The organism is Streptomyces ossamyceticus (assembly GCF_001418475.1).
Classification (GTDB): Bacteria; Actinomycetota; Actinomycetes; order Streptomycetales; family Streptomycetaceae; genus Streptomyces; species Streptomyces ossamyceticus.
In genome coordinates, this window is sequence record NZ_LIQX01000031.1 from 19,508 (window position 1) to 34,386 (window position 14,879).

The 14,879-nt window shown below is 70.2% G+C and carries 11 protein-coding genes; 3 read left to right on the plus strand and 8 right to left on the minus strand.

The window, feature by feature from the left end; genetic code table 11:
* Positions 1-24 precede the first annotated feature (24 nt).
* Positions 25-648 carry a TetR/AcrR family transcriptional regulator gene (locus AOK15_RS03115; RefSeq protein WP_055512480.1) on the minus strand — a complete coding sequence of 208 codons (624 nt, stop codon included), beginning with the start codon at positions 646-648 and terminating at the stop codon, positions 25-27.
* Between the two features lie 171 nt (positions 649-819).
* Here AOK15_RS03115 and AOK15_RS03120 point away from each other — a divergent pair, with 171 nt between their 5' ends.
* Positions 820-2,367 carry an MFS transporter gene (locus AOK15_RS03120; protein WP_055512481.1) on the plus strand — a complete coding sequence of 516 codons (1,548 nt, stop codon included), beginning with the start codon at positions 820-822 and terminating at the stop codon, positions 2,365-2,367.
* Positions 2,368-2,546: 179 nt separating this feature from the next.
* Here the strand turns inward: AOK15_RS03120 and AOK15_RS03125 are convergent, their stop codons facing one another.
* From AOK15_RS03125 to AOK15_RS03140, 4 genes are all read right to left on the minus strand, one after another.
* Positions 2,547-4,007, minus strand: a complete 1,461-nt coding sequence (locus AOK15_RS03125) for a DUF4153 domain-containing protein (protein WP_055512496.1) — start codon at positions 4,005-4,007, stop codon at positions 2,547-2,549.
* Between the two features lie 752 nt (positions 4,008-4,759).
* Positions 4,760-5,665 (minus strand): ADP-ribosylglycohydrolase family protein, encoded by a 906-nt coding sequence (locus tag AOK15_RS03130; RefSeq protein ID WP_055512483.1) that lies wholly within the window; start codon positions 5,663-5,665, stop codon positions 4,760-4,762.
* Positions 5,666-5,677: 12 nt separating this feature from the next.
* The gene (locus AOK15_RS03135; protein WP_079058278.1) at positions 5,678-6,337 is read right to left on the minus strand and encodes a histidine phosphatase family protein; all 660 of its coding nucleotides are present in this window, start codon (positions 6,335-6,337) and stop codon (positions 5,678-5,680) included.
* Between the two features lie 143 nt (positions 6,338-6,480).
* Positions 6,481-7,086: a YdbC family protein gene (locus AOK15_RS03140; RefSeq protein WP_055512486.1), complete on the minus strand. Its 606-nt coding sequence runs from the start codon at positions 7,084-7,086 to the stop codon at positions 6,481-6,483.
* Positions 7,087-7,240: 154 nt separating this feature from the next.
* On the opposite strand from AOK15_RS03140, the gene AOK15_RS03145 reads away from it, so the two are divergent.
* Positions 7,241-7,774 carry a TerD family protein gene (locus AOK15_RS03145; protein ID WP_055512488.1) on the plus strand — a complete coding sequence of 178 codons (534 nt, stop codon included), beginning with the start codon at positions 7,241-7,243 and terminating at the stop codon, positions 7,772-7,774.
* A gap of 69 nt (positions 7,775-7,843) precedes the next feature.
* On the opposite strand, the gene AOK15_RS03150 is transcribed toward AOK15_RS03145, so the two are convergent.
* Both AOK15_RS03150 and nrdR read right to left on the minus strand, forming a co-directional pair.
* A complete protein-coding gene (locus AOK15_RS03150) occupies positions 7,844-10,738 on the minus strand; it encodes a vitamin B12-dependent ribonucleotide reductase (protein ID WP_055512490.1) in 2,895 nt (964 codons plus the stop codon).
* A 159-nt stretch (positions 10,739-10,897) separates the two neighbouring features.
* On the minus strand, positions 10,898-11,461 hold the full coding sequence (gene nrdR, locus AOK15_RS03155; RefSeq protein ID WP_055512492.1) for a transcriptional regulator NrdR: 564 nt from the start codon (positions 11,459-11,461) through the stop codon (positions 10,898-10,900).
* Between the two features lie 558 nt (positions 11,462-12,019).
* Here nrdR and lexA point away from each other — a divergent pair.
* On the plus strand, positions 12,020-12,796 hold the full coding sequence (gene lexA, locus AOK15_RS03160; protein WP_055512494.1) for a transcriptional repressor LexA: 777 nt from the start codon (positions 12,020-12,022) through the stop codon (positions 12,794-12,796).
* 135 nt (positions 12,797-12,931) lie between these two features.
* On the opposite strand, the gene AOK15_RS03165 is transcribed toward lexA, so the two are convergent.
* A partial coding sequence (locus tag AOK15_RS03165; protein WP_063798936.1) for an ATP-dependent DNA helicase occupies positions 12,932-14,879 on the minus strand: 1,948 nt, incomplete at its 5' end.

Here is a 14,879-nt window from a genome sequence, read left to right on the forward strand (position 1 = left end):
CCGCGACCTCGCGGCGGGGCCGGGTCAGGTGCCCGGCGAGCGCAGCAGCGGCACCATCAACTGGTCGACCATCTCCGCGATCTCCCGCTCGCTCCATTCGCTTCCGCACACCTTTGAGCGATACATCATCATCGCGGGAATCGCGTCGAGAACATAGCCGTTGGCCGCGTCGGAACGCACCTCGCCGCGCTTGATTCCGCGCTCCATGACCTCCCGCAGCAGCTTCACCGTGGGCTCGACGACCCCCTCGATGATCACGGTGTGGAAGCGCTCCGCCTGGAGGGTGTCGCATTCGTGAATCACCGAACGCAGGGCGAACCCGGGGCGGGAGAACATCGCCTCGCGGGCCTGGCGGCACAGTTCCAGGAGGTCGTCGCGTACGTTTCCGCGATCGGGTGCCTCGTCGAAGCGGGGCAGTCCGGCCTGGAGCGCGTCGGCGACGAGATCCTCTTTGGAGGGCCAGCGCCGGTAGACCGCTGCCTTGCCCGTCTGGGCGCCCGCGGCGACGCCCTCCATGGTGAGGCCGTTCCAGCCGACCGTGCTGAGCTGATCCAGCGCGGCGTCGAGGATCGCGCGTTCGAGTACGGCGCCGCGCCGGCGCGGGGAGGCCGTCGATGCGGGAGCGGCCGTCCAGCGCGAAGTGACCATCTGTGTTTCTCCGTTGAGCCTGGGGGTGGGGATCTCGGCGGGTGCGAGCGGGCGGTCGGGGCGTGCACGGCGGCGACTTCGGTGAACGCTTGCGTTCACTAAGGGGGACTCACTACCGTTGACGCGACAGTGAACGCGAGCGTTCACTAAGGCACTTGTGGGGGACCCATAGTGACAACCTCTCCGTTGATTCAGGATCAGAAGCCGGGAGCCGCCCGCCGGGAGGGGCACCCCGGCATCGCGCTCACGGTCATCGCGGCCTGCCAACTCATGGTGGTACTGGACGCGACGATTGTGAACATCGCCCTCCCGCACATTCAAGAGTCGCTCAAGTTCAGCACCACCGACCTGACATGGGTGGTCAGCGCGTACACGCTGACGTTCGGCGGTCTGCTGCTCCTGGGGGGCCGGGCCGGGGACATCCTCGGTCGCCGCCGGGTCTTCATCACCGGCATCCTCGTCTTCACGCTCGCCTCGCTCCTCGGCGGTCTCGCCCAGGAGCCCTGGCAGCTGCTGGCCGCGCGAGCCCTCCAGGGTGTGGGTGGCGCGATCGCGTCGCCGACCTCGCTGGCGCTGATCACCACGACGTTCCCGGAAGGGCCCGAGCGCAACCGGGCGTTCGGGGTCTTCGCCGCGGTCTCGGCGGGTGGCGGCGCCATCGGTCTGCTGGCGGGCGGCATGCTCACCGAATGGCTCGACTGGCGGTGGGTGCTCTTCGTCAACGTGCCCATCGGTGTGCTGATCGCCGTGCTCGCGCCGATGTACATCAGCGAGTCGGAGCGGCACCCCGGGCGGTTCGACATAGCGGGCGCGCTCACCTCGACGGCCGGTATGGCGTCCCTGGTGTACGGCTTCATCCGCGCGGCCGAGGAGGGCTGGCGGGACGGACTGACCATCGGTTCGTTCGCGGCGGCGGTCGTTCTGCTGCTTGCGTTCGGCTACATCGAGAGCCGGGCCAAGGAGCCGATCACCCCGCTGAGGATGTTCGCCGACCGCAACCGGTCGGGCACATACGTGATCATGCTGAGCCTGGCCGCGGCGATGTTCGGCATGTTCTTCTTCATCGTGCTGTTCGTGCAGAACGTGCTGCGGTACACGCCGATCGAGGCCGGTCTCGCCTTCCTGCCGGTGACCGTCGCGATCGTCACCGGTGCGGGTCTGTCGCAGCGGTTCCTGCCGGTGCTGGGGCCGAAGCCGTTCATGCTGGGCGGCTCGACGCTGGTCGCGCTCGGCCTCGCCTGGCAGACCCTGATCAGCCCCGACAGCTCCTACGTCAGCGGTGTGCTCGGCCCGATGCTGCTGTTCGGCTTCGGCATGGGGCTGAACTTCGTGACGCTGACCCTGACGGCCGTCTCCGGGGTCGCCCCGCACGAGGCGGGCGCGGCGTCCGGGCTGCTCAACGCCACGCAGCAGGTGGGCGGTTCGCTTGGTCTGTCCATCCTCACCACGGTCTTCGGTACGGCCAGCCGTGAGGAGGGGGAGAAGCAGGTGCAGCTGTTCATGGCGGAGGCGTCGCCCGAGCAGAAGGCCGAGTTCGCGAGGACTCAGCAGCTTCCGGCCCCCTGGAGCCACGAGGTGCTGGCCCATGGCATCGCGACGGCGTTCATCCCGGCCATCGCGATGGCCGTCCTCGCCCTGGCCACCGCCGCGGTGGTCATCAGGGTCCGCAAGAGCGACCTGGACGCCCTCGCGGGAACGGCGGGACCCGCCGGAGGCTGACCGGCACCCACCGACACCGGACCACGACCCGGGCCGAGCCCGAGGCAGGGGCCGTGGTCCGGCCCGCGAGCCCGTCCCAGCGCCTCGGCGTCGCAGGAGGACACCGCAGGGGCGGCCCCCGAGGCAGGGCGAGAGAGCGCCGCCGTGGGACGAGGCGCTGAGCCGCTCACGCGTCTGCCTCAGCGGACCAACGGCTCCGGCCCCCACTCCGGCTCGCCGCACGTCGGCCCGCTCGCAGGCCCGCTCACCTCGGACGCCACCGGCCGTTCGTCCAGGACGCGCCGGGCCTCGGCCTCGCCCCAGCTCGTGGCGTACCAGGGGGTGTCCCGCTCCTCGTCCAGCTCGGCGGCGATGTCCCGCAGCGCGCACGAGCGCATCGGCTCCTCCAGCCGGTCGAGGACGGGTACGGCGTCGGCGGACAGCCCTCTCGCGTACTCCAGGTCGAACCGGCCCGTCGTCTCGTACCGCTCGACGTTGCGCTCGGCGATCAGCTCGTCCGGCGACACGAAGCCGAACGCGAGCACCCCGGCGAGCGCGCTGACCGCGACGGCCCGCGGCAGCAGACGGGCACCCCACACCCCGGCCGCCATGATGAGCACGATGACCAGGCCGAGCCACAGCTCCATGGCCACCACGGAGATCCTCAGTCGCGTCAGCCCATAGGCCTCCACATACATGTCCATACGGCGCACAGCGGATGCCACGACAACGATCGCCAGCGCGCACAGGGTTCCCAGCACGCCCCGCACGAGCGTGCGGTCACTCGATCGGGTGCGCGGGGCCCAGCGCAGTGCCACGACGATGACGGCGAGGGTGAGCAGGGTGGCCATGAGCAGCTGCCAGAAGCCCTGCCGCGCGTACTGGGCGTAGGTCAGCCCGGTCTCCGCCAGCACGGCGTCGTAGCCTCCGAAGAGCACGGCGAGCTGGACGGCGTTGAAGGCGGCGAAGAGGACGATCAGTCCGATCAGCGGGAGCGCCCACTCGACGCGGCCACGGGCCACTCCGGCGGTCACCTGGACCCGGTCCCAGCGGGTCGGCGCCGCGGCCGTGCGGGCCGCGGCGAGTGTCCCGACGAGGCCCACCATGAGGAGCAGGACCCGCCAGGGCGCGTCCTCGGTGGAGACGTCCGGCACCAGGGCGCCGAGGAGGTCGGCGAAGGCAGCGTCCGCCTGGGCGAACAGCACGCCGAAGACCAGCAGCAGCCCCGCGGCCACGGCGAGCGACCGCAGCACGGGTCCCACCTTGCTCCGGTCGCCGCCCGCGCGTTCCCGCAGCCCCTGCCAGGCCCAGGCGGGGCCGGTGACCAGCGCCGTGAACACGCCGACGGGGCCGAGGAGGACGGCCGGCCAGGTGCGGCCGCCGTGCAGGGCGAGCGAGCCCGCCGCGAGCGCGGTGACGACGGCGAGGAAGGAGGGCCACTCAGCGGCTCGCACGGAGGGCACGACCAGCAGGGCGAGGCCGCCCGCGCCCCAGACGAGCGACCAGGCGCGTGGCCGTCGGCCGGCCCGTCGCCCTGCGACGTACACGGCCAGCGTCGCGGGCACGGCGACGACCAGCAGGTTGACCGCCATCCCGTCCCCGAGCAGCAGCATGCTGAGCAGCCCGGTGGCCAGCGCGGCCCAGAGCGTCGCGGTGCGGATCGGTGCGGGCTCCTCCCCACCGGGCCCAGCCGCACGCCGCGGCGAAGCCGCCCCACCGGCCGCCGTCCCGGCCCCGGCGACCGACCTCGCCGACTCCGCCCCGGCGACCGACCTCCTCGACTCCAACCGGACGGCCGACCCTGCCGACTCCGACCGGGCACTCTGGCCGACCGGCGCGGAATCAGCCGGATCCGCTGCCTCGGCCCCGGCAGCCCGGCTCGTCACCCCGGCCTCAGCGTCGGACACGAGCCGCACCTCCTCCGCACCGGCAGGCTCGCCCGCCGACACCGACTCAGCGGCCGAGCCCTCCACCGCGGCGTCCCCCGCGTCCGCGGCGTCCGCCGCGGCCTCCGTGGGCGTCTGCGCGGTCGCTGCCGCATCGGAGCCCGGCTGCTCGGCCGAGGCTCGCTCCCTGGGCGTTTGCCGGTCGGACCCGGGCGTTGCAGGCGTGGACGGTTGGTCGGACACGGGACCCCCTCCCCCGACCGGCCCTCATCGCCCGCCGCCGACGGCATGCCGCTGCGGCGGAAGGCTCGTGGGCCGGTGTCTCGGCGCCGCGCCTTGTCAAGATCAACAGCGGCGTGCGGGACAGGCTATGCGGCGCCCCCGGCCATGACGGAGACCAAGAGGCACTCTGTGGCACGCCTGTGACACTTGAGGCGGTTGTGACAACCGAGCCCAGGGAAGCGGGCCCAGGGAAGCGGGCCGTCGCCACGCGACCGCCTCGCCGCATCGAATCCCCCCAGGCGGAGCTACCGCCCAGGCGCCCAGTCCGGCAGGGCCTCCGTCTGCTCCACCCATCCTTCGGGAGGTGCCCCGTCCTTGCCGCCGGAGGCGACCACTCCCCCGACGATCGCGCAGGTCGTGTCGACGTCACCGCCGGCCTGGGCGGTGGTCCAGAACGCCGTCTCGTAGTCACCGAGGGCGCGCGCGGCCGACCACAGCGCGAACGGCACCGTGTCGTGCGCCGTCGTACGCCGACCACACCCCAGTACGGCCGCGACGGTGTCCGCGTCGGCGTAGTCGAGCATGTCCCTGGCCCGCCGCAGTCCAGCGCCGACGGCGCTCTTCGGGACGAGCGCGATGACCCCGTCGAGCAGCGCCTCGGCGGTCGGCGGCCCCGCAGGGTCGGCCGCCAGGGCGGCGGCCGCGGCAACGGCCATGGCGCCGACGACGGCCTCGCGGTGCTGGTGCGTGGGGTACGCGGAGATCTCCGCCTGGTGCGTCGCCTGCTCGGGGTCGTCGGCGTACCAGGCGCCCAGCGGGGCGATCCGCATGGCCGCGCCGTTGCCCCATGATCCCTGGCCGTTGAAGAGGGCGGAGGCCAGTTCACGCCAGTCGCCGCCCTCGCGGACCAGCCGCAGCAGACGGTTGACCGCGGGTCCGTAGCCCCGGTCGAAGTCGTGGTGGACGGCGAAGGAGCGGGCGAGCTCGTCCTGGTCGATCCGCTGGTGGGCGGCGAGGACGGCCACGACGGAGCAGGCCATCTCGGTGTCGTCGGTCCACTGCCAGGGGCCGGGCGGCGTCTCGCGGCGCTTGAGCAGCGGATAGTTCACCGGCACGAAGTACTGCGAGCCCAGCGCGTCCCCGACCGCGAGTCCGCGCAGGCTGGCCAGGGCGCGCTCCAGGCGGCCGTCGGGAGAGGAGTCAGCGGTCATCGCCCTGCCACTCTAACTGGTGGCCCCGTACGATTCCGGGTCACGCCAGCGGTCGAAGGGCCGGTCGATGGTGTACTTGCCGTTCTCCCCGAGCACGAGCATCCGCATCTCCGCGTTGCCCGGGTTCGACAGGGACTCGAACTCGGCGACCGTCCAGTGGAACCAGCGCATGCAGAACAGCCGCATGGCGAGCCCATGGGTCACGATCAGGACGTTCGGCGGATGGTTCGGGTCCTCGAAACTACGGAAGAGGCTCTCCAGGAAATTGCCGACCCGGTCGTACACGTCGGCCCCGGACTCGCCCTGCGCGAAACGGTAGAAGAAGTGGCCGTACGCGTCCCGGTAGGCCTTCTGGAGGCGTACCTGCTCGGGGTCCTGCCAGTTGCCCCAGTCCTGCTCCCGCAGGCGGGGCTCCTCGCGTACGCGCACCTGCTCGGGGTCCAGATGGAAGGCCTGGAAGGTCTCGTGCGTCCGGCGGTACGGGGAGACGTAGACGCTGACACGCTCCCGGCCGAACAGCTCCCGGAGCCGTTTGCCGGTCTCCTCGGCCTGCTGCCAGCCCAGGTCGGTGAGGGCCAGAGCATGGTCGGGCTCGCGTTCGTACACGGTGTCATCAACATTGCCCGTTGACTCGCCGTGCCGGACAAGGACGATGCGCCGTGGTCGTGCCATGCCAAGACCCTAAACGGGACGAGGCCTTGACGAGCACCTGTCCGGGTCACCTACGGCGTAGATCACACGGATCCTGACAGTCCGGTTGCCGGACCCCGCCCGAGTCCGGATCTGCGGCATGCCAGGCAGGCCCCCTCTCGGCGTCAGACCGTCCAGCTCGGTTCGAGTTCCACGATGTCGCCCGCGAGGGCGGCGACATCCGCTTCGATCTGGGCCCGCAGGGCAAGGCGCTCGATGCGTTCGACACGGTATTTGCCGTGCTCGGCGGCCGACTGCCACATGGAGAGGATCAAGAACTCATGGCCCGGCGCCTCGCCGAACAGGCCCCGCAGCATTCCGGGGGAACCCGCCATCGCGGGGTTCCAGACCTTCTCCTGCATCAGCGCGAAGTGCTCGGCGCGCTCCTCGTGGACACGGCAGTGCGCCACCCGTACGAGGTCGGCGTCACCGAAACGCGGCTCGAAGCCGGTCTTCACGTCGAAGCGGTAGTCGAACAGCTTGACCTGTGTGTCCTTGTGGGTGCCGGACTGCGAGGCGGCAAGCCGGTCGTGGGATCGGGCCATGAAGGAGTCGTAGAAGGCACGGCTCTCCCAGAACGAGAAGATGTGCGCCACCCCGGGTCGTGCCCGGCTCCAGCCCCCACCCTGTCCACGGAATCCCGGCTCCCCCAGAAGCCCCGCCCACTTTCGCTGCCCCCGCTCGAAACCGCGGCGGTCGACCACGGTGCAGCGAATCCACTTGACCAGCACCGCGCCATGGTAAGGCCACGGAGCGTGGCGCCGGTCACTCTCCGACGGGTTGTGGCCCGGCGAGCGCCGGCGTACGCATGCGAGGATGGGCAACTGGCCTGGACTGGGGAGCAGTTCGGCCCTTACGCACCGGAGAACGGGGAGGAGAGTTCTGTTGAACGGCCTCAACAAGGGCATCCGCAAGGTCGAGGTGTCGCTGAAGTGGGATCCGAGCCCCGCCGGTCAGCCGCCCTCGGACCTCGACATCGTCGCGGCGACCTACCCGGCGGCCGACCCGAGCGGCGATCCCGCCTACGTCGTGCACTTCGACAGCCGCTCGCCCGACGGCACCATCACCCTCAACCGCGACAGCAAGACCGGCCAGGGCTTCGGCTGGGACGAGGTGATGACGGTCGAGCTGAACCGCCTCGACAGCCGGTACGGGCGCGTGGTGATCGGCGTGGCCATACAGCAGGGGGCGAGCCCGAAGACCTTCGGTGACGTCAGCAAGGCGGCCCTGCGCATCCGCGAGGACTACACCGTCCTCGCCGAGGACGACTTCGCCTCGGTCCAGGGCTCCACGGCCGCGGTCATCGGCGAGTTCGTCCGGGACGGCTCCGGCTCCTGGAGCTTCCTCCCCGGTCTCCACGGCTACGACGAGGACCCGGCGACCTTCGCCCGCGTGATGGGCGCCCCGCGCGAGTCCTGACGCACCGCGCCACGGACGCCGAAGGGCGGCACAGCCACGGGCCGTGCCGCCCTTCAGCGCCTCAAGAGGTCAGCTGCAGCCGCTGGTCGAGCCGCAGCCCTCGCAGATGTAGCAGGAGCCGGCCCGCTGCATCTTCGTACCGCAGGAGAAGCAGAGCGGGGCGTCGGCGTGGATGCCCAGCTGCATCTCCACCAGCTCGGCGCTGGTGTGCGCCTGCTTCGGAGCGGGCTTGGCCGCCTCGACCTCGGCCTGCGGCGTGGCCACGGCCTTCAGGTCCGTCTGCCGCGGGGCCGACTGGGCCAGGCCCTCGACGTCCACGTCCTCCTCGGCGGGCTCGTACGAACCCGTCTCCAGGTGACGCTGACGCTCCTCGGCGGAGTGGATGCCGAGCGCGGAACGCGTCTCGAAGGGCAGGAAGTCCAGCGCCAGACGGCGGAAGATGTAGTCGACGATCGACTGGGCCATCCGCACGTCCGGGTCGTCCGTCATACCGGCCGGCTCGAAGCGCATGTTGGTGAACTTCGAGACGTACGTCTCCAGCGGCACGCCGTACTGGAGGCCGACGGAGACCGCGATGGAGAAGGCGTCCATCATGCCCGCGAGGGTGGAGCCCTGCTTGGACATCTTCAGGAAGACCTCGCCGAGACCGTCGTCCGGGTAGGAGTTCGCGGTCATGTAGCCCTCGGCGCCGCCGACGGTGAAGGACGTGGTGATGCCGGGACGTCCCTTCGGGAGGCGCTTGCGGACGGGGCGGTACTCGACGACCTTCTCGACCGCGGTCCGGATCGTGTCCTCGGCCTTCTCGGTGATCTCCGCCTTCTCCGAGTCCTTGGTCTTGGCGGAGAGCGGCTGGCCGACCTTGCAGTTGTCGCGGTAGATCGCCAGCGCCTTGACGCCGAGCTTCCAGGCCTCGAAGTAGATCTCCTCGACCTCCTCGACGGTCGCCGTCTCCGGCATGTTGACCGTCTTGGAGATGGCGCCCGAGATCCACGGCTGGATCGCGGCCATCATGCGGACGTGGCCCATCGGGGAGATGGCCCGCTCGCCCATGGCGCAGTCGAAGACCTCGTAGTGCTCCGGCTTGAGGCTCGGGGCGTCGATCACATTGCCGTTCTCGGCGATGTGGGCGACGATCGCCTCGATCTGCTCCTCCTGGTAGCCCAGGCGGCGCAGGGCCTGCGGAACCGTGCCGTTGACGATCTGCATCGAGCCGCCGCCGACCAGCTTCTTGAACTTGACCAGCGCCAGGTCCGGCTCGACACCGGTCGTGTCGCAGGACATCGCGAGGCCGATGGTGCCGGTGGGGGCGAGCACCGAGGCCTGCGAGTTGCGGAAGCCGTTCTTCTCGCCGAGGCGGACCACGTCCTGCCAGGCCTCCGTGGCGGCGGCCCAGACCGGGGTGTCCAGGTCGTCCATGCGCACGGCGGTGCCGTTGGCGTCGGAGTGCTGCTTCATGACGCGGTTGTGGGCGTCGGCGTTACGGGCGTAGCCGTCGTACGGGCCGACGACCGCGGCCAGTTCGGCGGAGCGGCGGTAGGCCGTACTCGTCATCAGCGAGGTGATGGCGCCGGCGAGGGCGCGGCCGCCGTCGGAGTCGTACGCGTGGCCGGTCGCCATGAGCAGGGCGCCGAGGTTGGCGTAGCCGATGCCGAGCTGGCGGAAGGCGCGGGTGTTCTCACCGATCTTCTGGGTCGGGAAGTCCGCGAAGCAGATCGAGATGTCCATCGCGGTGATGACCAGCTCGACGACCTTCTGGAACCGCTCGACGTCGAAGGACTGGCTGCCCTTGCCGTCGTCGTCCAGGAACTTCATCAGGTTCAGCGAGGCCAGGTTGCAGGACGTGTTGTCCAGGTGCATGTACTCGCTGCACGGGTTCGACGCGGTGATCCGGCCGGACTCGGGGCAGGTGTGCCAGGTGTTGATGGTGTCGTCGTACTGGATGCCGGGGTCGGCACAGGCCCAGGCGGCCTCGGCGATCTTGCGGAACAGCGCCTTGGCGTCGACCTGCTCGATGACCTCGCCGGTCATGCGGGCACGCAGGCCGAAGTCGCCGCCCTGCTCGACCGCCTTCATGAACTCGTCGTTCACCCGGACCGAGTTGTTGGCGTTCTGGTACTGGACGGAGGTGATGTCGTCGCCACCGAGGTCCATGTCGAAGCCCGCGTCGCGCAGGACGCGGATCTTCTCCTCCTCCTTCACCTTGGTCTCGATGAAGTCCTCGATGTCCGGGTGGTCCACGTCGAGGACGACCATCTTGGCGGCGCGGCGAGTGGCACCGCCCGACTTGATCGTCCCGGCGGACGCGTCGGCGCCGCGCATGAAGGAGACGGGACCGGAGGCGTTGCCGCCGGAGGAGAGCAGCTCCTTGGAGGAACGGATGCGGGACAGGTTCAGGCCGGCGCCGGAGCCGCCCTTGAAGATCATGCCCTCTTCCTTGTACCAGTCGAGGATCGACTCCATGGAGTCGTCGACGGCCAGGATGAAGCAGGCGGAAACCTGCTGGGGCTGCGGGGTGCCCACGTTGAACCAGACGGGGCTGTTGAAGCTGAAGATCTGGTGCAGGAGGGCGTACGCCAGTTCGTGCTCGAAGATCTCGGCGTCGGCGGGCGAGGCGAAGTACTTGTAGTCCTCACCGGCCTTCCGGTACGTCTTCACGATGCGGTCGATGAGCTGCTTCAGGCTCACCTCGCGCTGCGGGGTGCCGACGGCGCCCCGGAAGTACTTGCTGGTGACGATGTTGACCGCGTTCACCGACCAGAACTCGGGGAACTCGACGCCACGCTGCTCGAAGTTGACCGAGCCGTCGCGCCAGTTGGTCATGACGACGTCACGGCGCTCCCAGGCCACCTCGTCGTACGGGTGCACGCCGGGGGTGGTGTGGATGCGCTCGATACGCAGGCCCTTGCTCGCCTTGGTGCCCTTGGCGCGGGAACTCCGTGCCGGACCGCTCGCCGTCTCTGTCATGCCGCCTCCCTGTATCGGGCAAAACGCCCTGAAGTGCCACTTTGTTCCTGTGACACGGTGTTCTGTCTTGTGTCGCGACCCGGCTCGCACAGCCGTCCGCGACAGGTCTCGATCGCCGCCGATCACCCGGCCCTGATGGCCCGGAGGTGCGGCCCGCCCTCAGTCGGCGGCGTTGGCGGGCACGGGGACTTGGGCAGTCCCTCCGGACCCGCGGTCGTTCTCCCGGCACCCCTCGACCGCGCTGTCGACGCCGTCGTCGTCCGCGCCGGGGCGCTTCCCCTGCTCTTCCCTGAGTTCCGCGATGGCGGCCTCGAAGTCCTCAAGCGAGTCGAACGCCCGGTAGACCGAGGCGAACCGCAAGTAGGCGACGAGGTCGAGTTCCTGCAGCGGACCGAGTATGGCCAGACCCACGTCATGAGTGGTCAGTTCGGCGCTGCCGGTGGCGCGCACCGCCTCCTCGACCCGTTGGCCGAGCTGGGCGAGCGCGTCCTCGGTGACAGGCCGTCCCTGACATGCCTTGCGGACGCCGTTGATGACCTTGGTGCGACTGAAGGGTTCGGTCACACCGGACCTCTTGACCACCATCAGCGAGCACGTCTCCACCGTCGTGAAACGACGGGAGCAGTCCGGACACTGGCGGCGCCTGCGGATCGACGTACCGTCGTCCGTCGTACGACTGTCGACGACACGGCTGTCGGGGTGCCTGCAGAAGGGACAGTGCATAACTCCAACCCTCCTCACAGCACGACTCAATAGCCCCACGAGCCTCTTGGACCCCGCGGAAGCAGCCCCAAGCATAGGGGATGACCATGAGGCCTCAGACCGGGGGGACCACAACTTCTGGGCCGTTGCCGCAATCCAAGCACTAGATGTAGGGCTTGGCACGTAAATCCCCACACGACGCGCGTGTCGCACCCGTACTGGCAAGTGCCGGACGAAGGAGCCGTCGCGGAGCGCATCCACACCGTCGCGGAACGGACCCGGACGCACCGCTACGGACCGGAACGCGAGGGGGACCGGAGAAAGCCGGGTACCGGTACCCGACGGAAGAAGGGGGGAGTGGCAGACTGTGCCGCGCGGCTACAGCGGCCCACGAAGCCCCGCCCCGGCGGTGAAGAGTACAGCAATCAGCGGTTTTGTCCGCCGGAGCTGTCGAGCCATACACCTGCACACATGGTCACGTCAGGTAATCCACGGTTTTTCACTCGAACGTGTGTTTGGCGCAACCTTTCGAAAGCAACTACCGTTGTGCTGCACGGGAGACCATCGAGAGGGGCCGACGTGACCACGACCGCAGACAGCGCCACCATCACTGCCCAGGACCGCTCCCAGGGCCGACTCGAGCCGGTGCACGCGATGAACGAAGTTCCGAACCATGAAGGGCCGAAGCGGGCCCTGCCCGGCCGACCTCCAGGCATCAGGGCGGACAGCTCCGGACTGACCGACCGGCAGCGCCGGGTGATCGAGGTCATCAGGGATTCCGTGCAGCGACGCGGATACCCGCCGTCGATGCGGGAGATCGGTCAGGCGGTCGGCCTGTCGAGCACGTCGTCCGTGGCGCACCAGCTGATGGCCCTGGAGCGCAAGGGCTTCCTGCGCCGCGATCCGCACCGCCCTCGTGCCTACGAGGTCCGCGGCTCGGACCAGGCGGCGGCGCAGCCGACCGACACCGCCGGCAAGCCCGCCGCGTCATATGTGCCGCTTGTCGGCCGGATCGCGGCCGGTGGCCCGATCCTGGCGGAGGAGTCGGTCGAGGACGTGTTCCCGCTCCCGCGCCAGCTGGTCGGTGACGGCGAGCTGTTCGTCCTGAAGGTCGTGGGTGACTCCATGATCGAGGCCGCGATCTGTGACGGCGACTGGGTGACGGTCCGCCGCCAGCCGGTCGCCGAGAACGGCGACATCGTGGCCGCCATGCTGGACGGCGAAGCCACGGTCAAGCGCTTCAAGCGCGAGGACGGCCATGTGTGGCTGCTGCCGCACAACGCCGCCTACGAGCCCATCCCGGGTGACGACGCGACCATCCTCGGCAAGGTGGTGGCGGTCCTGCGCCGCGTCTGACCCTCGTGGCGGACGGCCTCCCGTGCCGGTCCGCGCCCCTGATCCGGGCCCCGGAATCCACTGCGCCGGTTCCGGGGTCCTGGGCTTTCCGTGCCCGGTGGCCCGCCCCCTGTCGGGGGCGGGCCACCGGCATTTCTACGCCTCTTCGAGGGCCTTCGCCGCCTGGTCGATCGCCGCGAGCGACTTCCGCACCTGGTTACGGTCCGTGGTGTACCAGAAGTCGGGCAGTGACGCCTTCAGATAGCTGCCGTACCGGGCTGTGGCCAGCCTCTGGTCGAGGACGGCGACGACGCCCCGGTCGCCCTGCGCCCGCACGAGGCGGCCGGCGCCCTGGGCCATCAACAGGGCCGCGTGGGTGGCCGCCACCGCCATGAAGCCGTTGCCGCCCGCCTCCTCGACGGCCTTCTGGCGGGCACTCATCAGCGGATCGTCGGGGCGCGGGAACGGGATCTTGTCCATGACGACCAGCTGGCAGCTGGGGCCCGGCACGTCGACGCCCTGCCAGAGCGACAGCGTGCCGAACAGACAGGTCTTCGGATCGGCCGCGAAGCCCTTGATCAGCTCGCCCAGCGTCTCCTCGCCCTGGAGGAGGATCGGGAACTCCGGGATGCGGGCCCGCAGGTCCTCCGCCGCCAGTTGGGCCGCCCGCATCGACGAGAACAGGCCGAGTGTCCGGCCGCCGGCCGCCTGGATCAGTTCCGTCAGCTCGTCCAGCATGTCCGCCCGGTCGCCGTCCCTGGCGGGACGCGACAGATGCTTGGCGACATAGAGGATGCCCTGCTTCGGGTAGTCGAACGGCGAGCCGACATCGACGCCCTTCCACTGCGGGACGTCGTCCCCCTCGGTGCCCTCGGGCGCCAGGCCCAGGGACGCCCCCACGCCGTTGAAGTCGCCGCCCAGCTTCAGTGTGGCCGAGGTCAGGGTGACGGAACGGTCCGCGAAGAGCTTCTCCCTGAGGAGGCCCGACACGGACATGGGGGCCACGCGCAGGGAGGCGCCGAAGCGGTCGTGCCGCTCGTACCAGACGACGTCCCACTCGGAGCCGTTGCTGATCCGCTCAGCGACCTCGTGCACGTTCTCCACGGCGGCCAGGGCCTGTTTGCGGACGGCGTCCTCGTCCTGGACGGACTTGTCACGGGTGGTGCCGATCGCGGTGATCACCGTGCGGGCGGCGTCGCGCAGCGCCATCAACGCGTACGCCAGGTCCTCGGGGATCTCCTCCAGGCGCCCGGGCAGGGCCAGCTCCATCAGCCGCTCGAAGCCCTCGGCGGCGGTCTGGAGCTGGTCGGCGGCCTTCTCGTTGACGAGTTTCGCCGCTCGCCTCACCGCGCGGTTGACCTGGCCGGGGGTCAGCTCGCCCGTGGCCACGCCGGTCACCCGCGAGACCAGTTCGTGGGCCTCGTCGACGATCAGCACCTCGTGCTGCGGGAGCACCGGGGCGCCCTCGATGGCGTCGATCGCGAGCAGGGCGTGGTTGGTGACGACGACCTCGGCGAGCTTGGCGCGTTCCCGGGCCATCTCGGCGAAGCACTCGGCGCCGTACGCGCACTTCGAGGCGCCGAGGCACTCCCGCGACGACACGGACACCTGGGACCATGCGCGGTCGGACACTCCGGGGGTGAGGTCGTCCCGGTCGCCGGTCTCGGTCTCCTGCGACCAGTCACGCAACCGCAGCAGGTCCTGGCCCAGTTTGCTGGAGGGGGCGGCCGCCTCGAACTGGTCGAAGAGGCCGTCCTCCTCGTCCTGGGGCACGCCCTCGTTGAGGCGGTGCAGACACAGGTAGTTCGACCGGCCCTTGAGCATCGCGAACTCGGGGCGGCGGCGCAGCAGCGGGTGGAGCGCGTCGACCGTTCTCGGCAGGTCCCGCTCCACGAGCTGCCGCTGCAGGGCCAGGGTCGCCGTGGCCACGACGACGCGCTCTCCCTGCGCGAGGGCGGGCACGAGGTAGCCCAGCGACTTACCGGTGCCGGTGCCCGCCTGGACCAGCAGATGGGAGCCGTCGTCGATCGCCTCCGCGACGGCTTCGGCCATGGTCACCTGGCCGGGGCGCTCCATGCCGCCGACGGCGGTGACGGCGGCGTGC

Bases quoted from the DNA above. Each gene is read 5' to 3' on its own strand.
- AOK15_RS03115 (WP_055512480.1), bottom strand. From the start codon at position 648: ATGGTCACTTCGCGCTGGACGGCCGCTCCCGCATCGACGGCCTCCCCG.
- nrdR (WP_055512492.1), bottom strand. From the start codon at position 11,461: ATGCACTGTCCCTTCTGCAGGCACCCCGACAGCCGTGTCGTCGACAGT.
- AOK15_RS03130 (WP_055512483.1), bottom strand. From the start codon at position 5,665: ATGACCGCTGACTCCTCTCCCGACGGCCGCCTGGAGCGCGCCCTGGCC.
- AOK15_RS03150 (WP_055512490.1), bottom strand. From the start codon at position 10,738: ATGACAGAGACGGCGAGCGGTCCGGCACGGAGTTCCCGCGCCAAGGGC.
- AOK15_RS03135 (WP_079058278.1), bottom strand. From the start codon at position 6,337: ATGGCACGACCACGGCGCATCGTCCTTGTCCGGCACGGCGAGTCAACG.